This is a genomic window from Acidaminococcus massiliensis, from assembly GCF_900095825.1.
GTDB classification, from domain to species: domain Bacteria; phylum Bacillota; class Negativicutes; order Acidaminococcales; family Acidaminococcaceae; genus Acidaminococcus; species Acidaminococcus massiliensis.
Genome location: NZ_LT608315.1, coordinates 1,473,448 through 1,492,628, shown reverse-complemented (window position 1 = coordinate 1,492,628; position 19,181 = coordinate 1,473,448). Strand labels below are relative to the sequence as shown.

Here is a 19,181-nt window from a genome sequence, read left to right as displayed (position 1 = left end):
CTTTCTTTTTTTACCAGGCCGGTTCCAGATTGCCTTTGCAGTTTTCCAGGATATAGTCCTTTACCGGCTGGCTCTGGAAGATCTGGACGAACTTCTTGTAGGTGGGGTTGTCCTTGTCCTCTTCCCGGGCGGCGATGATGTTCACATAGGGGCTGGTGTTGTCTTCCTTGGCAATGGCCAGGTCCGTGGAGAGGCCGGCGGAATTGGCATAGCCAGCGTTGATGATGGAAGCAGCAGTGTCATCCAGGCTCCGGGGCAGCTGGGCAGCTTCCAGTTCCACGATCTGCAGGTGTTTCGGGTTTTCCGTAATATCGTTGACGGTGAGTTCCGTGGCCTTTACATCAGGGTTCACTTTCAAAAGGCCCAGCTTGCTCAGCATCAGGATGGCCCGGCCTCCGTTGGAAGGATCGTTGGGGATGGCGATCTTGTCTCCGTCCTTGATGTCCGCCACATTCTTGATCTTGGTAGAATAGAGCCGCAGGGGCGCCAGGTAAGTCTTGCCGATGCTCACCAGCTTGGTGCCGTTCTTTTTGTTGAAGGCCAGCAGGAAGGGTTCATGCTGGAAAGAGTTCAGATCGATATCCTTCTGGGCCAGCGCCTGGTCCGGGGTCACGTAGTCGGAGAATGTCTTGATTTCCACTTTCAGCCCCTGTTTCTCCGCTTCTTTCTTCACCACTTCCATGATCTGTTCAGAATACCCTGGGGTGATCCCTACGGTGATGCTTTTCTTTTCTGCCGGCGCTGCCGCCTTCTTGCCGCTGTCGCTGCCGCAGCCGCTGACCAAGCTGGCCAGGGCCAGGACGGATACCGCTGCTGCAATCCATTTTTTCAGTTTCATGAATATCTCTCCTTTTTTCCTTCCCGAAAGCCACACAAAGAAAAGCGCCATCTGCTGGGCAGATGGCGTTTTCGATGACTGAGCTCGCTTTTCATCTGCCAGGGAGGATCCCTGTTGGAATTGGCACCTTCCCTTCCGGGGGTTGCCGCAGCTTCATAGGGCCAAATCCCTCTGCTGCTCTCGATGAAGGTATGTGATTTTGATGGTTCTGATTCTACACTACTTCACTAGGAAAGTCAAGGACTTTTTGTAACCAGACTGAAAACAGTTACATCTTCTGATGGGCGCGGCGGGCGATGACGTCCAGCTGCTGTTCCCGGGTCAGATCGATGAATTTCACCGCATAGCCGGATACCCGGATGGTGAAGTTGGCGTATTCCGGTTTTTCCGGATGTTCCATGCAGTCGATCAGCTTATCCACACCGAACACGTTCACGTTCAGGTGGTGGGCTCCCTGGTCGAAGTAGCCGTCCATCACCCGTACCAGGGTGGCTTTCTGTTCTTCTTCGTTGTGGCCCAGGGTTTCCGGAGCGATGGTCTGGGTGTTGGAGATCCCATCCAGGGCATATTCATAGGGCAGCTTGGCCACAGAGTTCAGAGAAGCCAGGAGGCCGTTCTGTTCTGCGCCGTAAGCCGGGTTGGCACCGGGAGCGAACGGGGTGTAGGCTTTCCGTCCGTCAGGCAGGGCACCGGTGGCGCCGCCGTACACCACGTTGGAAGTGATGGTCAGGATGGAAGTGGTGGCTTCGGAATTCCGGTAGGTGTGGTGTTTCCGCAGCTTGGTCATGAAGGTCTTCAGCAGCCATACAGCGATTTCATCCGCCCGGGGATCATCGTTGCCGTATTTGGGGAAGTCCCCTTCGATCTTGTAGTCCACCACCAGGCCGGATTCATCCCGGACCGTGGAGACTTTGGCGTATTTGATGGCGCACAGGGAATCCACCACATGGGAGAAGCCGGCGATGCCGGTGGCAAAGGTCCGGCGCACATCAGTGTCGATGAGGGCCATTTCTGCCGCTTCATAGTAGTATTTGTCATGCATGTACTGGATCAGGTTCAGGATGTTCACGTACAGCCCAGCCAGCCAGTCCATCATCAGGTCGAATTTGTGCATCACTTCGCCGTAGTCCAGCACGTCGGAGGTGATGGGTGCATATTCCGGACCTACCTGCATGTGTTTACCGTCTTTGGTCAGGAACTTTTCATCCTTGCCCCCGTTGATGGCGTACAGCAGGCATTTGCCCAGGTTGGCCCGTGCCCCGAAGAACTGCATTTCCTTCCCGGTCTGGGTGGCGGATACGCAGCAGCAGATGCTGTAGTCATCGCCCCATACGGGCTTCATCACATCGTCGTTTTCGTACTGGATGGAAGAAGTGGTGATGGAAATGTGGGCGGCGTATTTCTTGAAGTTGTCCGGCAGAGCGGAAGAATACAGCACCGTCAGGTTGGGTTCCGGAGAAGGCCCCATGTTTTCCAGGGTGTGAAGGAACCGATAGTCGTTCCGGGTGACCATGTGCCGGCCGTCCATGCCGATGCCGGCCATTTCCAGGGTAGCCCATACTGGGTCGCCGGAGAACAGCTGGTTGTAGGAGGGGATCCGGGCGAACTTCACCATACGGAATTTCAAGGTCAGGTGGTCGATCAATTCCTGGGCTTGTTCTTCCGTCAGGGTCCCTTCCGCCAGGTCGCGGCTGATGTAGATATCCAGGAAGGTGGAGATGCGTCCCACGCTCATGGCAGCCCCGTTCTGGGTCTTTACTGCAGCCAGGTAGCCGAAGTACAGCCACTGGACGGCTTCCTTGGCGTTCTTGGCCGGAGCAGAAATATCATAGCCGTAGACTTTGGCCATTTCTTTCATCTGTTTCAGGGCCCGGATCTGTTCCGCCAGTTCTTCCCGCTGGCGGATGATATCGTCAGTCATGACTCCGCAGCCGCAGTTGTCCAGATCTTCATTCTTCTTGTTGATCAGGAAGTCGATGCCGTAGAGAGCCACTCTCCGGTAATCCCCCACGATCCGGCCCCGGCCGTAGGTATCGGGCAGACCAGTTACGATGTGGCTGTGGCGGGCTTTCCGCATTTCAGCGGTGTAGGCATCGAAGACAGCCTGGTTGTGGGTCTTGTGATAGTCGGTGAAAATCTTGTGGAACTTGGGGTTTACTTTATACCCATAGGTTTCCGCTGCTTCTTCCGCCATTTTGATGCCGCCATAGGGCATGAAGGCCCGTTTCAGAGGCTTGTCGGTCTGGAGGCCCACCACCTGTTCCAGATCTTTCATGGATTCATCGATATAGCCGGGGCCGTAAGCCGTCAGGCTGGAGACCACTTCCGTTTCGCAGTCCAGTACGCCGCCTTTGGCCCGTTCTTCCTTCTGGAGTTCTTGGACCCTGCCCCACAATTTATTGGTGGCTTCTGTAGGCCCAGCCAGGAAGCTTTCATCCCCGTCATAAGGGGTATAGTTGTTCTGGATGAAATCCCGGACATCCACATCGTCCGTCCATTTCACGCCTTTAAAACCTCTCCACGCAACATTCTGATTGATGCTGTTCATTACAGTTCCTCCTTTTGAGTTCCCGTTGGTTCGTTTTTCATGGCTTAATCATAGCCGTTTTTCCATTTTAAAACCTTGATTGGAATCAAGTTTGTTTAACCTAACTTATTTTATACCGCCCCCAAGATTTTCCGAGCCTTGTCCACTTCTTCCTGGGTAGGAGGCTTCACGTCCTTCAGCTGGTTGGGGATCCCCAGCTGTTCCCATTTGTACAGGCCCATGTTGTGATAAGGCAATACTTCCACCCGCTGGATGTTGCTGAGGGTATCCAGGAATTCCCGGGTCCGCTGCAGAGCCACCGGATCGTCGGTCCACCCGGGCACCAGCACCTGCCGGACCCAGATGGGCTTTTTGATTTCCGACAGATACCGGAACAGGTCCAGGATGTTGTCGTTGGGCTGGCCGGTAAGCTTTTTGTGGGCTTCCGGGTCGACGTGCTTCACATCCAGCAGCAGGATGTCCGTCACTTCCATCAGCTCCTGGAACTGGCTGAAGAAGGGTTCCTTCCGGGTAAAGGGCTGGCCTGCGGTGTCGATGCAGGTCCCGATGCCCCGGGCTTTGGCCTTCCGGAACAAGTCCAGCAGGAAATCCATCTGGAGCAGAGGCTCGCCCCCGCTGACGGTAATGCCCCCTTCCGGACCCCAGTAGGGCCGATAGCGCTCCGCTTGGTCCAGCAGCTCATCGGCGGTTTTCAGCTGGCCTCCCTGGCCGCATTTCCAGGTGTCCACATTGTGGCAGTACAAACAGCGCATGTTGCAGCCCTGGACAAAGATGATGAAGCGGGTTCCGGGCCCGTCGACGGACCCGAAGGTTTCAATGGAATGGATACGTCCCTGGATCATAATACCTCCTGATAAAAAAAGACCCCATCAAAGGGGTCGCAGTTCGTACGCCTCTTGATGGGTCTCATTGTATGTGTTTTGGGGAAAAGGTTCCTTGATTCCAATCAATAATTCACCAGTTCCATCAGCCGGTCCGGGTCCAGGACCTTGATGCTGCTCTGGCCGGTCTTTTTTACGTAGCCTTCCCGTTCCAGTTCCTTCAGCTTCCGGCTGATGGTTTCCGGGCGGAGGGCCAGGCTGCCGGCCATTTCCTCCAGGCGCATGGTGATGGTGTCGCTGGTCTGCCGCCGATACCGGTACAGCAGCAGCCCGGCCACCCGTTCCTTGGGATCGGCGATGCTCTTCAAAAGGTTCCGCCGGTTGGCATCATGGAGCTTCTTGCTCAAAAGAGCGATGATCCGCATGGCCACTTCCGGCTCCTGGATGGCCTCCTCGAAATCCTTACGGGCCAATTTACAGCATTCCACCGCCGTCATGGCAATGGCTGAGGCAGAATACCGGCTGTCCGGCACCAGCACTCCCTCCCAGATGGTATCGTGTTCCACAAAGATCCCAGCGATCCGTTCCTGGCCCTCTTGATCGTAGGTGCACAGCTTCACCCGCCCCTGGTGGATGATGTAGATGGCATCACAGGGTTCCCCTTCGTGGAACAGATGCTCCCCTTTGGCAAAATTCAGCCGCACTGACCGGCGCAGCAGGGTAGTCACCTTTTCCGGCGGCAGCCCTACCAGGAATTCCACGTTCTTCAGACATTCCCCCCGGCATGCCTTGCAGTGGGCAGGGATAAGGCTGGTCATGCCTTCCCTCCCTCTGCCGGCTCTTCTTTTCGTTCCAGGAGTCCCTCCAGCCGCTGATAGTGGAGGAAGTCTCCCCGCTCTCCCAGTTCCCGGATCTGAGCCGATGTGGCCAGCTGGAAGCTTTCCACTTCGTCCTCTTGGATTTTCACCTGATCCCGGGTAAAATTCCCCCGGAATTCATAAATATCCACAAAATAATTGTTCCGTTCCGCTGGGCTGTCACTGCGGTAAGTGTGGATGCACCGGGCGTCTTCCGGCGCGAAATGGAGCCCGGTCTCTTCCCCCACTTCCCGGAGCACCGCCTGCTGGGAGGTTTCTCCCGCCCGGACACCGCCTCCGGGAATCTCCCATTTCAGGGCGGCCCATTCCTTGTCCGCTTTCCGCTGGGTGATCAGGATTTTCCCCTGGACATCCCGGATCAGAGCCAGCACTGTCAGATGGTAGTCCCCCGGTTCCATATGCCAGTCATTCCGGACCATTTTCCGCCCGGTGACCTGTTTCCTGCTGTCATAGATATCCCAGTATTCCATATCGGTGCCTCTTTCGTCAAAAAATATTTCTTCCATTATACGGCAAAGAGGTTGGGGCATGCAATAAGCAAAGGGGCTGCTGCACCTGTACAAACCATACACGTGCAGCAGCCCCACAATCCCTCACTGCCGAGCGATGGCCCGGTTGATGGCGTTGATGATGCCCAGTAAGGAAGCCGTATTGATGTTGGGATGGATCCCCACTCCGAAGATATGGTTCCCATCCGGTTTCTTCAGTTCGATATAGGAAATGGCCTTGGAATTGGACCCCTGGGAAATGGCGTGTTCATGGTAGTTGATGAATTCGAACCCGTCCACCCCGATTTTGTTCAACGCGTTGAAGAAGGCATCGATGGGGCCGTTCCCATTGCCGGTGATGTGCATTTCCGTGCCGTCGGCCTTGATATCTCCTTCAAAAGTAGTGCTGGTATCCTCATCCCCATCATGGTTGTCGTAGACCTTATGGGCCCCCAGGTCGTACTTGCCCCGGAAATCCACATATTTCTTGTTGAACAGTTCCACAATCTGGGTAGCAGACAGCTCGTCGCCGTATTCATCGGCTGCTTCCTTCACCATATGGCCGAATTCCGGATGCATTTCCTTGGGCAGGTAGTAGCCCACCGCCTGCTGCATCACAAAGGCCGCGCCCCCTTTGCCGGACTGGCTGTTGATGCGGATCACCGGTTCATATTCCCGGTGGATATCTGCCGGGTTGATGGGCAGGTAGGGCACTTCCCAGTATCGGCTGTTGGTATCCGCCATGTACTTGAAGCCTTTCCGGATGGCATCCTGATGAGACCCGGAAAAAGCGGTGAAGACCAGTTCCCCGGCATAGGGATGGCGGGGTTCCACCTTCATCTTGGTGACACTTTCACAGATCCGTTTGATCCGGTTGATGTGGGAGAAATCCAGCTGGGGATCCACATTGTGGGTGTACATGTTGAGGGCGAGGGTGACGATATCCACATTCCCGGTCCGTTCCCCGTTGCCGAACAGGGTCCCTTCTACCCGGTCGGCTCCGGCCATCAGAGCCAGCTCCGTAGCGGCCACTCCTTCGCCCCGGTCGTTGTGGGGATGCAGGCTGATGATGGCCCGTTCCCGGTCCTTCATGTGGCGGATGAAATATTCGATCTGGTCCGCATAGGTGTTGGGGGTGGACATTTCCACGGTGGAGGGCAGGTTGATGATCACCGGTTTCTCCTTGGTGGCTCCCAGGGTATCCAGCACCGCTTCACAGATTTCTACTGCATAGTCGGTTTCTGTGCCCGTAAAGCTTTCGGGAGAATATTCATACCGGATGTTCATGCCGCTTTTGGCGATTTCCTTTTCCGTCAGCTCCCGGATCAGTTTGGCCCCGTCCACGGCGATTTTTGTGATTCCTTCCATATCCTTCCGGAATACGATTTTCCGCTGGAGGGTGGATGTGGAGTTGTAGAAGTGGATGATTACGTTCTTGGCACCCTTCACCGCCTCGAAAGTCTTCTTGATCAGTTCTGGACGGGCCTGGACCAGTACCTGGATGGTCACATCGTCGGGGATGTAGTTGTCCTCGATCAAGGTCCGGAGGATCTCATATTCCGTATCGGAAGCAGAGGGAAACCCCACTTCGATTTCCTTGAATCCAATCTTCACCAGAGTGGTGAACAGCAGCAGCTTCTCTTCCAGCTGCATGGGGGTCACCAGGGCCTGGTTCCCATCCCGCAGATCTACACTGCACCAGATGGGAGGCTTGGTGATGGTCTTATCCGGCCAGGTCCGGTCCGGCAGACTGACTCCTTGGAAAGGAATGTACTTTTTAATGGGCTTATGCATAATGGTTTCCTCCTTGTTTTCCGAGGCGGGCCATAAAAAATCCCCGCCCCCTGTATCCTGTAGGGGCGAGGTTGTAAATTCCACGCGGTACCACCCTAATTCAGCCGATCAAAAGACCGACCCTTTCACCTCTTACCATTTCGGTATAAGGCTAAGGCCTGTAACGGGACCTCCCGTTCCGGACTACCTATCACCCGGACGACTCAGGAACCAGTCATCATTCAGAAACGGATTATCGGCTCGCAGCAACTGTCGACTCTCTGGGAACCCGTTTTCTGATCTTCTTTCCTTCGCAGTCATTTTTGATTACATTTTTGAACTTGATGTTGCTTATTATAAGTTTTTTTATAACGGCTGTCAACCGTTTTGGGAAAAATGTTTAAAAAAAATGTTAAAAAAATGGGGTTGTTGTACGTGGGTGATTTTCACACGTACAACAACCCCTTACCATCAATGATGGAACAGCCGGACTCCCGTCATGGCCATGGCGATGTTGTATTTATCGCAGGTGGCGATCACATTGTCGTCCCGGATGCTGCCGCCGGTCTGGGCGATGTATTCCACCCCGCTCCGGTGGGCCCGTTCAATGTTGTCCCCAAAGGGGAAGAAAGCGTCGGAACCCAGGGCTACCCCGGTGTTCCTGGCGATCCAGGCCTTCCGTTCTTCCCGGGTCATGGGTTCCGGTTTTTCCGTAAAGAAGTTTTCCCATACTCCGTCAGCCAGCACATCTTCCCAGTCGTCAGAAGTGTACACGTCGATGGTGTTGTCCCGGTCCGGTTTCCGGATATCCGCCCGGAAGGGAAGGTTCAGCACCTTGGGGCTCTGACGCAGCCACCATTTGTCCGCTTTGTCCCCGGCCAGACGGGTGCAGTGGATCCGGGACTGCTGGCCGGCGCCCACGCCGATGGTCTGGCCGTCCTTCACATAGCACACGGAGTTGGACTGGGTGTATTTCAGGGTGATCATGGCGATCAAAAGATCCCGCCGGGCGGCTTCTGGGATTTCCTTGTTCTTCGTAGGCCGGTTCCGGAGCAGGTCTTCCGTAATATGGTCGTTGTTCCGTTTCTGTTCAAAGGTGATGCCGAAGACCTGCTTTGTTTCCAGTTCTTCCGGTTCGTAGGCCGGGTCGATCTGGATCACATTGTAACGGCCCTTTTTCTTGGCGGACAGGATTTCCAGGGCTTCCGGTTCGTACCCGGGCGCAATGACCCCGTCGGACACTTCATGCTGGAGCACCAGGGCGGTGGCTTTGTCGCACACGTCGGACAGAGCCACGAAATCCCCGAAAGAACTCATCCGGTCCGCCCCACGGGCCCGGGCATAGGCACTGGCCAGAGGGGACAGGTCCAGGCCTTCCACGCTGTAGATCTTCTTCAGGGTATCCGTCAGCGGCAGGCCTACAGCCGCCCCGGCCGGGCTTACATGTTTGAAGGAAGCGGCTGCCGGCAGACCGGTGGCTCTCCGCAGTTCCCGCACCAGCTGCCAGCTGTTGAAGGCATCCAGAAAATTGATGTACCCCGGATTGCCGTTGAGCACCGTAATGGGCAGATCCGCCCCATTCTGCATAAAGATCCGGGCCGGGATCTGGTTGGGATTGCAACCATACTTCAGTTTCAGTTCTTTCATGAAAGATTCCTCCTTAGGGTCAAAAGAAAAAGCCGGCCCCGGGCCACAGCAGGTGCCCAGACGGTCGGCGTTCTACGACCATGCTCCCTGTGGGTGGACCCACTTCCGTCAGTCACATGATCTGTCCATTCAATTATAGCATTGTCAGCGGGAAATGGTCAACTGTTCCTTCACCCCCGTCCCATCGAAGGCCGGGATGAACTGGCTGTCGGCGGAACCGGCTTCCTGGACGAAACCATCCTCGATGGGACTCTGGAACAGGTAGTCCTCCACTTCCTGGTATTCCTCTTCAGAAAGGGGCCGGCCGATTTCCGGATACTGCCCCTGTTTGGCCAAGCCGCAGGGCACATACTGGCGCATGAGGCTGAACAGCACCTGGCCGGGGCCGAAATTTTCCGCCACCCAGTCGATGACTTTCTTGCTGTCCTCCAGCTGCCCGGGCAGGATCATGTGCCGGATGATCACACCTTTTTTCAAAAGACCTGTTTCCTCATCCATTGCATAGGGCCCGGTCTGCCGGAACATCTCTCGGATGGCAGAAGTGGCTGTGGCAAAATAATCTTTCGCATGGCTGTATCGCCAGGCCGCTTCTTCACTGACATACTTCAGATCAGGCAGGTAGATCTGCACCTTTCCCTCCAGCTGCCGGAGGGTCTCCACCTTTTCGTAACCTCCGCAATTGTACACCACCGGCACCGGCAGCTTCGGTTCCAGGGATGCCAAGATGGTAGGCAGGAAATGGGTAGGAGTCACCAAGTTGATATTGTGGGCCCCTTGGCCGATCAGTTCCCTATAGATCCGGCGCAGGTCAGCAGCCGTCACTTCCCACCCCTTTCCATCCCTGCTGATTTCGCTGTTCTGGCAGAACACGCACTGAAGTGTGCAGCCGGAAAAGAACACGGTGCCGCTGCCGCCCGTGGTACCGCTGATGCAGGGCTCTTCCCACTGATGGAGCGCCGCCCTGGCCGCCCGAGGCCGCCAGGGCATCCGGCACCAGCCCAGAGTCCCTGGAGCCCCGTCAGATTCTGGCCGTTCCACCCCACAGTCATGGGGACAAAGAGTACATTTGGTCATGTTGGGTCCTTTCGTAAAAGAGGGGCTGTTGCCCCTGCAACAGCCCCTTTTATTTCTCAGTATTTATACCCCCAGGAATACCGTCCCCGGTAATTGTAGGGATAAATGGTAATGTCATAATGGGCATTTTCCAGTTCGTGGACGATCTGGTGTTTAAAGGGAGCCAGGGCCATATGCAGCACCTTGAAGGGTTTGGATCCCCACATGGCTCCCTCATCAGAAATATCCACTTTATACCCGTTTGCATGGGAATAAGTGCCGGAAGCATGGTACCCCCGCTCCGCCCCGCCGGTGATCACAAAAGTGACCCCATTCCGCCGGGCCAAGTCATTGAGATGATCCAGGAAGGCCACCGTAGAGGCTTTGAAATGAGCCGTATCCGTAGTGCCGTTACTTCTCCAGGACGTATCCATCCCTTCTGTGCTGCTCCACTTCCGCAGGTTGCTCTTGCCAAAATCCCGCCGCCAGGCATAGGCCTGCTTGGTAGAAATGGGCTTGTAGGACAGGGCTTTCCCTCTGTTTTCCATAGTAGATACCCTGTACCCGCCTGCTGAAGACGCAGAAGACGTACGTGCGCCATAGTTGAAAGGCACCGCACGCCGCGCCATACCGGCAGCAGAGGCAGAAACAGAAACAGTCAGCGAAGAAAATAAGACAACAGTGAGTACGACTTTATCCATGCGATTCAGCACATCTCCCAACGTTAAGATTTCAAAGCATAATACACCGCTTTAATTATACGCGGAATTGAAAGAAAATTCAAGAGGCACCTGTCTGTATCTTTGTACAGTCAGTCTTTCCTACAGCCAAAGTGCCAGTCCGCTCCCCACCCCTGCCAGGAAGCCGGCGGCCACGTCACTGGGATAATGGACCCCGCCCCACACCCGGACAGCCGCACTGGCCAAGCTCACCAGGAGGAAGCACACCCCAGCCGCTGGATGGATATACAGGTATACCATGGCAATCACCGTGGAAGAAAACACATGGCGGCTGGGCAGGGATTCTCCCCGCTTGTTCCGGGGGATCAGAGGCTTCAAGGGCCATGCCTCATAGGGCCTGAGACGGTTGATCCAGCGCCGCACCGCCGTCACCAACAGAAAAGAAAGGGCCGGCACCCAGAAAACTTTCTGCAGCAGGCCATTCCCGACCAAGCCTCCCTCATAGAACAGTTCCCCCAAAAGCAGGGGATACGCGATATACATCAGCACCACCAGGGCACTGTTGGCCAGCCGAAGAGCCCGGATCCTGCCAGGATGGCCGACAAAGGGCCGGATGAGGCGGGCATAGGTAAGATCGTAATGGCGTTCGAGATGCATTTTTCCCTCTTTCTGTAAAAAGGAGCTGTGAAAAAATGAAAAGTCATTTTTTCACAGCCCCTTTAATCCATTTGGAGGCGACGCCCAGAATCGAACTGGGGATAAAGGTTTTGCAGACCTCTGCCTTACCGCTTGGCTACGTCGCCATATGAAAATGGAGCGGAAAACGAGATTCGAACTCGCGACCCCCACCTTGGCAAGGTGATGCTCTACCACTGAGCTACTTCCGCATGAAGAATGGTGCCTCAGCGCAGAATCGAACTGCGGACACAAGGATTTTCAGTCCTTTGCTCTACCAACTGAGCTACCGAGGCAATTGGCGACCCAGGACGGACTCGAACCGACGATCTCCGCCGTGACAGGGCGGCATTCTAACCAACTGAACTACTGGGCCGTTGCGGCTGCCTTTTCAAGCGCCGACTTGTATAGTATAAAAGAGAAAGAGAAAAAAGTCAAGGACTTTTTTCTCCTTCTCCTGCCGCGACCGGACTGCCGCCCAAAGGCAGCAGTCCAATCAAATGGTATGATCTGCCTCATCCACCTTTTTCAGGGTCTCTTCCAGATGCTCTTTCAGCTTCCCTTCCAATACCTTCAGGTTCTTGCTGTCGAAATCCATGGAGGCGTGGAATACAGAATTGATCTTCACTTCCCCGAAGAACTGGTCACGGAGCCGATTGTACATGATGATCAGCTGATCCATCCGGACGAAATTGGAATAGTCGATCAAGATGATGGACCCATTGATGTGCTCGATGGCATGGGCCGGCTTGATATACAGCTCGAAGGGACCGATTTTTTCCGGCAGGCTGTTGCCGTATTCCCAGGTGAGGATTCCGTGCTCCGCCACCTGCTCTCCCAGGTTCACGCTGGCAGGATCTTCCATACTGTGGAGGATCCCGGGCAAGTAAGCTCTCACGTTCCGAGCGAACACATCCCGGTCTTTATAGATGAACCGGATGTCCCGATAGGAATTCATCCCCATGGTATGGACCACGATGTAGTCGAAGGTCTCGGAAGTGTAGATGATGTCCAGCCGAGCCCGCAGTTCGGGGGCTTCATACCGGCAGATAGTGAGCACCTGGCCGTCGATGGTGTCCACCAATTTCTTGGTGAACTTCCCCACCTGGTCCGGCAGCCCCTGGATGAAATCCCATTGACGGGTCTCTTGCTGGATCTCTTCGATCGGTTTATACCCCATGGCCGCTTACGCCTTCTCCCCGGCAGCCTTTTGGGCTGCATCCTGGGCCAGGAGCTTTGCCAGCCGTCCGCAGCTCATTTTCCCCTCGTGGCAGACCCGGTCGCTTTCGCAAGTAGGGCCGGCCTTTTCAAAGAGGATGGGCGCCACTTCCTTCACCTGGCGGAGCATCTCCCAGGCCAGGGCACGGATTTCCCACTGAGCCCGGCTGCAGCACCGGAGCTGAAAGAAATGGAGCAGGCTCCGGGCGTTCATGGTGACCACGATCTTGGTTTCCGCCGCATTGGGCAGGATGTACCGGGCATCTTCCGCCGGTACCCCTGCTTCCGTCCATTTGTTGTACAGGTCCTGGATCTTTCCGCACAGGTCCTGGAATTCCTTTTTGCATTCCGGCCGGGCAGCCAGGCTGGGCGGCAGAATGGTCTCGAAATCGTGTTCTTTCACATACCGCTGGCTCTGCTGGCTGTAGGAAGCGATCCGGTGGCGCACCAATTGGTGGGTCAGTACCCGGGACACCCCTTCGATGGCAAAGGTGAAGCTCACATGCTCGAAAGTGGAAGTGTGCCCCATCTGGCCCAGCCGGCGCACCAGGCTGGCCACTTCCTTATCGGACATCTTGGTTTCCAGTTCCGCCGCCCCGATGGGAGAATAGCAGAGCCGGGCGCTCATGGCTACGGTACGGTCCGGTTCGGGAGTATAGCGGAGCAGTTTCACATGCATCATTTCTTTTTCTGTTTCCTTTCTTCCTCCATAGCTCGACGGATCCGTTCAAAAGATCGGTCCATCAGGTCCTGGAGCCGTTCCTTCCGGTCCGTCAGGTAAAGATAGCCCATCAGAGCCTCAAACGCCGTGCCTTGGCGGTATTCCCGGACACTGGCGCTTTTGGGCACCGTACTCTTGGTGTTCCGGCCCCGCCGGGCAATCTGTGCTTCTTCTTCCGTCAGGATTCCAGCCTCTTCCAGGTCATCCATGGCTTTGGCCTGCATCACTGCAGACACCATCCGGCTGGCCAGATCGTGGAGCACCTGCACATGGCTGCTCACAGGCAAAAGCCGCATCCGCACGTACAGGGAGAACACCGCATCCCCGATATAGGCCAGTTCCACCGGATGGATCAGCCGGGGTTCCGGCAGTTCCTGAGGTTTGCCGCAGGTCCCCAGCACATGGTCCAGGAGCCTCTGATACTGTTCGTATCTCACTTTCTCTTCCACCGTACGCCCTGGGGCGTATCTTCCAGGATGATTCCCTTGGCAGCCAGTTCGTCACGGATGGCATCGGCTTTAGCAAAATCCCGGGCTTTTCGGGCTGCCTGCCGTTCTTCGATCTTGGCGGCGATTTCCGCTTCCTCGTTGCTCACGGCGCCCCCTTCTCCGTTGGCAGCCGGTTCGTTTTCCAGGATGCCGATCACGTCCAGCATTTCCTTCCAGGCCTTGGCGATCTGCTCCACCAGCTTGCCGTCAGGCTTCTTGGCTCCGCTGATGATGGCATTGTGGTATACATTGATTTCTTTGGCCAGGGCAAAGAGATAGCTGATGGCCAAAGAAGTGTTGAAATCGTCGCTCATGGCGTCGAAGAAGCCCTGGCGCAATTCCGCTACCTTATCCCGGAGGGCCAGGCTTTCTGCATCCGGTCCCACGGTGATCACCTGCTGGATCTCCCGCAGGTTGTTCTGAGCTGTGCGCAGCCGTTCCAGGCTCCGTCCCGCTTCCGCCAGCCGTTCCTGGCTGAAGTCCAAGGGGCTCCGGTAGTGGGTATTCAGGATGAAGTACCGGATGGTTTCCGGTTCGTATTCCTTCAAGAGATCATACACCGTCTTGAAGTTGCCCAGGGATTTGGACATTTTTTCTTCATTGATGGTGATGAACCCGTTATGGACCCAGTACCGGACAAAAGGATGGACTCCCGTAGCCCCTTCGCTCTGGGCGATTTCGTTTTCATGATGGGGGAAGATCAGGTCGCTGCCGCCCCCATGGAAGTCCAAAGTATTCCCCAGGTACTTGGTGCTCATGGTAGAACATTCGATGTGCCAGCCCGGGCGGCCTTTGCCCCAGGGGCTGTCCCAAGAAGGTTCTCCCGGTTTAGCAGATTTCCACAGGGCGAAATCCATGGGATTCTCTTTCCGTTCGTCCACGTCCACCCGAGCGCCGGCCATCATGTCTTCCAGCTTCCGGCCAGACAGCTCTCCGTAATGGCTGAACCGTTCCACCCGGTAATACACATCCCCGTCCACCACATAGCCGTAGCCATTGTCGATCAGCTGCTGGACGGTGTGGATGATGTCCGGGATGTGTTCGGAGACCCGGGGATAGATATGGGCCCGCTTCACATGGAGCTTGTCCATCACTTCGAAATAGGCCTTGATGTACCGGTTGGCGATCACATCCCAGGTGACTCCTTCTTCATTGGCGGCCCGGATGATTTTATCGTCCACATCGGTGAAGTTCTGCACATAGGTCACATCGTACCCTTCATGATCCAAGAACCGGCGGATCACATCCCAGACCACAAAGGGCCGGGCGTTTCCGATATGAGGATGGTTGTAGGGCGTGACCCCGCACACATAGATTCCCACTTTCCCTGGATGCAAGGGGACGAATTCCTCCTTCTGCCGGGTCATATCATTATATACACGGATGCTCATGAGAGACTCCTTTCTTTACAGGCTCACGCCGGCTTTAGCCAGGCTGCCACGGATCCGGGCTGCCGTACGTTCTTTGCCCAGAAGCGGGATCATTTCTGCCAGTTCCGGCCCATGCTGGTTTCCGGTGAGGGCCACCCGGACAGGCATGAACACTTTCTTGCCTCCCAGCTTGGTTTCCTTCTGGACGGCCTTGAACAGGGCTTTGGTACTGGCATGGTCCAGATTTTCCGCAGCCGCCAGTTTCTCCAGGAACAGGCCCATCACCTGGGGCACCGTTTCTTCCTTCAGCACGGCTTCCGCTTCAGGCGTCTCGAAATCGAAGGCATCGGTGAAGTACAGAGCCACCTTTTCCGGGATTTCCTTCCCGAATTCGGCCTGGTCCCGGGCAGTGAGGATGACCTTTTTCAGCCATTCCAGCTTTTCCCCGGTCTCTTCCCCGGTCATATAGCCGGCTTCCTTCATGAAGGGTACGGCAAAGGCCACATAGTCCTCATCAGACAGCTGGCGCATATAGTGGGCATTCAGCCAGTTCAGCTTCTTGATGTCGAACACAGCCGGATTCTTGGCCACGTGGTCTAAAGAGAATTCCCGAATCAAATCTTCCCGGGAGAAGATTTCCTGGTCAGAATTGGGCGCCCAGCCCAGAAGAGCCAGGAAGTTCACGATGGCATCGGGCAGATAGCCCATCTGCCGGTACTGGTCCACGGACGTAGCCCCGTGCCGTTTGCTCATCTTCTTGTGGTCCGGCCCCAAGATCAGGGAAATATGGCCGAAGGTGGGTTTTTTGAACCCCAGGGCATCGTAGAGCAGCAGCTGCCGAGGGGTATTGGACAGATGTTCTTCCGCCCGGATCACGCAGTTGACCCCCATGAGGGCATCATCGATGACCACTGCGTAGTTATAGGTCGGGATGCCGTCGCTCTTCACGATGACGAAATCCCCGATACCATTGGACTCGAAATGCACATCCCCCCGGACTTCATCGTGGACCACGATATCCTGGTCTTCCGGCACCCGGAACCGGATGGTAGGTTTCCGGCCTTCCGCTTCATAAGCTGCCCGCTGCTCCGGGGTCAGGTTCCGGCATTTGCCCATGTACCGGGGCATTTTCCCCTGGGCGGTCAGGGCTTCCCGTTCTGCTTCCAGTTCTTCCGGAGTGCAGTAGCAGTAATAAGCCTTGCCTTCTGCCAGCAGTTTGTCGGTATATTTTTTGTAGATATCCAGCCGTTCCATCTGCCGGTAGGGACCATTGGGGCCGCCTACATCCACCCCTTCATCCCAATCGATGCCCAGCCATCGCAGGGCAGCCTTGATATTGGCTTCCCATTCCGGCTTAGACCGGTCCCGGTCGGTGTCTTCGATCCGCAGCAGCATGGTTCCGTGCTCTTTCCGGGCCAGCAGCCAGTTGAACAGAGCGGACCGGGCTCCTCCGATGTGGAACGGCCCAGTGGGGCTGGGTGCAAAACGTACTTTTAAATTTTTTTCCATTGTATCTTCCTCCCAAAAGGTTTTTATCTTGTCAAGCTGGCCACAGCTTCGGCAGCAATGCCTTCTCCCCGGCCGGCAAAGCCCAATTTCTCTGTGGTGGTGGCCTTCACGTTCACCGCATCCCGCGGCAGCTTCAGGTCAGCCAGGAGGTTTTCCAGCATGGCCGGCTCATAAGGCGCCAGCTTGGGCCGCTGGGCGATGATGGTCACATCCACATTGTTCACCTGCCAGCCGGCTGCCCGGATCTTTGCCAGGACGGCAGCCAGCAGTTTCCGGCTGTCCGCCCCCAGATAGGCATCGTCCGTATCCGGAAAAAGACGGCCGATATCCCCCATCCCCGCGGCCCCCAAAAGGGCATCCATCAAGGCGTGAAGGGCCACATCTGCATCGGAATGGCCGTCCAGTCCCTTATCCCAGGGCACCTTTACCCCGCACAGGATCAGGGGACGGCCGGAAACCAGCCGGTGCACATCGTACCCTGAACCGATCCGGAATTCCATCTTTTTTTCCTCCTTGCGTTCCACCAGCGCCTCCGCCCATGCCAGGTCTTCCGGCGTAGTGATCTTCCGGTTGTCATAGGAACCCCGCACCAGGGCTACCGGCTGCCCCAGGGCTTCTGCCAGACTGGCGTCATCGGTAACAGCCAGACTGCGTTCCCGGGCTAGGGCAAACCCTTCTTCCAACAGTTCCCGCCGGAAAATCTGGGGGGTCTGGACTGCCCAAAGCCGGCTCCGATCCAGGGTCCGGTCCACGCAGCCCCGAGTATCATCCACCTTGATAGTATCCTTGCAGGGCACCGCCGCAATGGCAGCTCCCGTTTCCCGTGCTTTTTCCCAGACCTTCAAGAAAAGATCCGGAGCGGCAAAAGGCCGGGCCCCGTCATGGACCGCCACATACTGGCAATGAGCGGGCAAGGCCGCCATGCCGCTGGCTACAGAATCCTGCCGTTCCTTTCCGCCGGTGACGATCTGCCAGGAAAGGCCGGGGAACTGCTGAGCCTGCCATTTTTGGAGCAGCTGCCGGGCACTTTCCTCCTCTCCCTTGGCTACTGCCACCAGGGCTAGTTCCAGTCCGGGGACTTGGCTCAGCCCATGGAGATTCCGTACCAGGATGGGGATCCCTCCGATGCAGGCATAATTTTTATTATACCCCAAACCGAGTCTTTTTCCCATACCTGCCGCGGCAATGATGCAAACCAGTTTTCTATCCATCCCATCATTCCTATCTCATTTCAGTTTGGTCTCATTTCAGTTTGGCAAAGATCATCCGTCCAGCAGAAGTTTGGAGCACTGAAGTGACCGTCACCGGTACCGTGAAGTTCACGCAGCGCTTGCCGCCTTCCACCACCACCATGGTCCCGTCATCCAAGTACCCGATGGCCTGGCCCGGCTCTTTGCCTTCCTTGGCCAGATAGATCTGGAGCTCTTCTCCCGGCAGCACCGCCTGTTTCAAGGCATTGGCCAGGTCGTTGATGTTCAGAACCCGGACGCCCTGGATCTCTGCCACCTTACTCAGGTTGAAATCGTTGGTGGCCACCACGCCTTTCAGCTCTTTGGCCAGCCGGACCAATTTCGTATCCACTTCCGTGACGTCATCATAGTCCTTGTCGGCGATTTCCACCACCGCACCTTTGTCTTCCTGGATGGAACGGACAATATCCAATCCCCGACGACCCCGATTCCGTTTCAGGGTATCTCCGGAATCAGCGATCTTCTGGAGTTCCTCCAAGACGAATTTTGGGATCACGATGATTCCTTCCAGGAAGCCCAGGCGGATCACTTCCAAAATACGGCCGTCGATCAAAACGCTGGTATCCAAAAGTTTATAAGTGCGGGAAGCTTGGCGAGCACTGGTTTTCCGGGAACTTTCCTTGTTCCGGGCAAACCAGACTCTGTTAAAAAATAAAAGGATATCCTCGCGTTTGTTCAAGGCCACTTTGGCTCCGATGATGGCGCCCATGATACTGAAAATCAGGGAAATGTACGGTCCGACCAGCGGCAGCCGGGAAAAAGCCGTTCCCAGGAGCGTCGCCACCACCAGGCCGGTAATCACCCCGATGGAAAGGACGAAAATGTCCCCGGTGGGCAGATCCGCTACATAAGAAGCCAGGATCTCCGAATAATGGAGAGTGTAGTGAATCAGCGGCGTAGCAGCGGCTTTGCCCAGATACCCAAAGACCAACGCCCCGATGGCGCCCATGATCAGGTTCAAAGGCGTCACTCCCAGAAAACCCCACTTCAAGTAGTTGGAAGAAACGAATTCTCCAAATAGCGGAGTGGCGATTTCCATGAGAAAGACTCCAAGAGCGGCAAAGACCAGGATGATAACAAATTTAATGATTTTTTCAACCATTGTTTCACCTCCTTGTATAATATCAACCTACATTCTACAATATTACTAAAGTAAAGAAAAGAGATTGAATCAGAATTTTGAAGAAAGTGTAAAAAATAGGGGGTGTTGCACATTTCGTGCAG

Annotated in this window: 17 protein-coding genes, 4 tRNA genes and 2 riboswitches; all 21 genes read right to left on the bottom strand. The window is 55.7% G+C overall.

The window, feature by feature from the left end; translation table 11 throughout:
* Window positions 1–10: 10 nt before the first annotated feature.
* The 21 genes from BQ2657_RS07335 to BQ2657_RS07235 all read right to left on the bottom strand — a co-directional run bounded on the left by BQ2657_RS07335 (window position 11) and on the right by BQ2657_RS07235 (window position 19,059).
* Entirely contained in the window at window positions 11–838 is an 828-nt protein-coding gene (locus tag BQ2657_RS07335) for a MetQ/NlpA family ABC transporter substrate-binding protein (RefSeq protein ID WP_075580040.1), read from the bottom strand.
* Between the two features lie 88 nt (window positions 839–926).
* A riboswitch (SAM riboswitch) is annotated at window positions 927–1,028 on the bottom strand.
* Window positions 1,029–1,106: 78 nt separating this feature from the next.
* The gene (gene pflB, locus BQ2657_RS07330; protein ID WP_075580039.1) at window positions 1,107–3,386 is read right to left on the bottom strand and encodes a formate C-acetyltransferase; all 2,280 of its coding nucleotides are present in this window, start codon (window positions 3,384–3,386) and stop codon (window positions 1,107–1,109) included.
* 110 nt (window positions 3,387–3,496) lie between these two features.
* On the bottom strand, window positions 3,497–4,228 hold the full coding sequence (gene pflA / locus BQ2657_RS07325; protein WP_075580038.1) for a pyruvate formate-lyase-activating protein: 732 nt from the start codon (window positions 4,226–4,228) through the stop codon (window positions 3,497–3,499).
* 104 nt (window positions 4,229–4,332) lie between these two features.
* Window positions 4,333–5,025 (bottom strand): Crp/Fnr family transcriptional regulator, encoded by a 693-nt coding sequence (locus BQ2657_RS07320; protein ID WP_075580037.1) that lies wholly within the window; start codon window positions 5,023–5,025, stop codon window positions 4,333–4,335.
* Complete coding sequence (locus tag BQ2657_RS07315; protein WP_075580036.1) at window positions 5,022–5,555, bottom strand: NUDIX hydrolase; 534 nt, start codon at window positions 5,553–5,555, stop codon at window positions 5,022–5,024. The genes BQ2657_RS07320 and BQ2657_RS07315 overlap by 4 nt, the downstream gene beginning before the upstream one ends.
* A gap of 123 nt (window positions 5,556–5,678) precedes the next feature.
* Window positions 5,679–7,367: a 2-isopropylmalate synthase gene (gene leuA / locus BQ2657_RS07310; RefSeq protein ID WP_075580035.1), complete on the bottom strand. Its 1,689-nt coding sequence runs from the start codon at window positions 7,365–7,367 to the stop codon at window positions 5,679–5,681.
* 450 nt (window positions 7,368–7,817) lie between these two features.
* On the bottom strand, window positions 7,818–8,993 hold the full coding sequence (locus tag BQ2657_RS07305) for a phosphoribosylaminoimidazolecarboxamide formyltransferase (RefSeq protein WP_075580034.1): 1,176 nt from the start codon (window positions 8,991–8,993) through the stop codon (window positions 7,818–7,820).
* A gap of 47 nt (window positions 8,994–9,040) precedes the next feature.
* Window positions 9,041–9,119, bottom strand: a riboswitch (ZMP/ZTP riboswitch).
* A gap of 18 nt (window positions 9,120–9,137) precedes the next feature.
* The gene (locus BQ2657_RS07300; RefSeq protein ID WP_075580033.1) at window positions 9,138–10,067 is read right to left on the bottom strand and encodes a radical SAM protein; all 930 of its coding nucleotides are present in this window, start codon (window positions 10,065–10,067) and stop codon (window positions 9,138–9,140) included.
* 56 nt (window positions 10,068–10,123) lie between these two features.
* A complete protein-coding gene (locus BQ2657_RS07295; RefSeq protein WP_222704324.1) occupies window positions 10,124–10,747 on the bottom strand; it encodes a hypothetical protein in 624 nt (207 codons plus the stop codon).
* A gap of 120 nt (window positions 10,748–10,867) precedes the next feature.
* A complete protein-coding gene (locus BQ2657_RS07290) occupies window positions 10,868–11,383 on the bottom strand; it encodes a phosphatase PAP2 family protein (protein WP_075580032.1) in 516 nt (171 codons plus the stop codon).
* Window positions 11,384–11,455: 72 nt separating this feature from the next.
* A tRNA-Cys gene (locus tag BQ2657_RS07285) sits at window positions 11,456–11,529 on the bottom strand.
* A gap of 9 nt (window positions 11,530–11,538) precedes the next feature.
* Window positions 11,539–11,613 (bottom strand) — tRNA-Gly (locus BQ2657_RS07280).
* A gap of 8 nt (window positions 11,614–11,621) precedes the next feature.
* A tRNA-Phe gene (locus BQ2657_RS07275) sits at window positions 11,622–11,697 on the bottom strand.
* A gap of 3 nt (window positions 11,698–11,700) precedes the next feature.
* Window positions 11,701–11,777 (bottom strand) — tRNA-Asp (locus BQ2657_RS07270).
* A 120-nt stretch (window positions 11,778–11,897) separates the two neighbouring features.
* The gene (locus BQ2657_RS07265; RefSeq protein ID WP_075580031.1) at window positions 11,898–12,581 is read right to left on the bottom strand and encodes a hypothetical protein; all 684 of its coding nucleotides are present in this window, start codon (window positions 12,579–12,581) and stop codon (window positions 11,898–11,900) included.
* Window positions 12,582–12,587: 6 nt separating this feature from the next.
* Window positions 12,588–13,298, bottom strand: coding sequence for an FAD-dependent thymidylate synthase (gene thyX / locus BQ2657_RS07260; protein WP_187119228.1), 711 nt, complete (start codon window positions 13,296–13,298; stop codon window positions 12,588–12,590).
* Complete coding sequence (locus BQ2657_RS07255; RefSeq protein ID WP_075580029.1) at window positions 13,298–13,777, bottom strand: Mini-ribonuclease 3; 480 nt, start codon at window positions 13,775–13,777, stop codon at window positions 13,298–13,300. Before BQ2657_RS07255 ends, thyX begins: the two co-directional genes overlap by 1 nt.
* Entirely contained in the window at window positions 13,774–15,219 is a 1,446-nt protein-coding gene (gene cysS / locus BQ2657_RS07250) for a cysteine--tRNA ligase (protein ID WP_075580028.1), read from the bottom strand. Before cysS ends, BQ2657_RS07255 begins: the two co-directional genes overlap by 4 nt.
* A gap of 15 nt (window positions 15,220–15,234) precedes the next feature.
* Window positions 15,235–16,707: a glutamate--tRNA ligase gene (gene gltX / locus BQ2657_RS07245; RefSeq protein WP_075580027.1), complete on the bottom strand. Its 1,473-nt coding sequence runs from the start codon at window positions 16,705–16,707 to the stop codon at window positions 15,235–15,237.
* Window positions 16,708–16,730: 23 nt separating this feature from the next.
* Window positions 16,731–17,918 (bottom strand): 2-C-methyl-D-erythritol 4-phosphate cytidylyltransferase, encoded by a 1,188-nt coding sequence (ispD, locus tag BQ2657_RS13390; RefSeq protein WP_075580026.1) that lies wholly within the window; start codon window positions 17,916–17,918, stop codon window positions 16,731–16,733.
* Between the two features lie 31 nt (window positions 17,919–17,949).
* Complete coding sequence (locus BQ2657_RS07235; RefSeq protein WP_075580025.1) at window positions 17,950–19,059, bottom strand: PIN/TRAM domain-containing protein; 1,110 nt, start codon at window positions 19,057–19,059, stop codon at window positions 17,950–17,952.
* Between the last annotated feature and the right edge of the window lie 122 nt (window positions 19,060–19,181).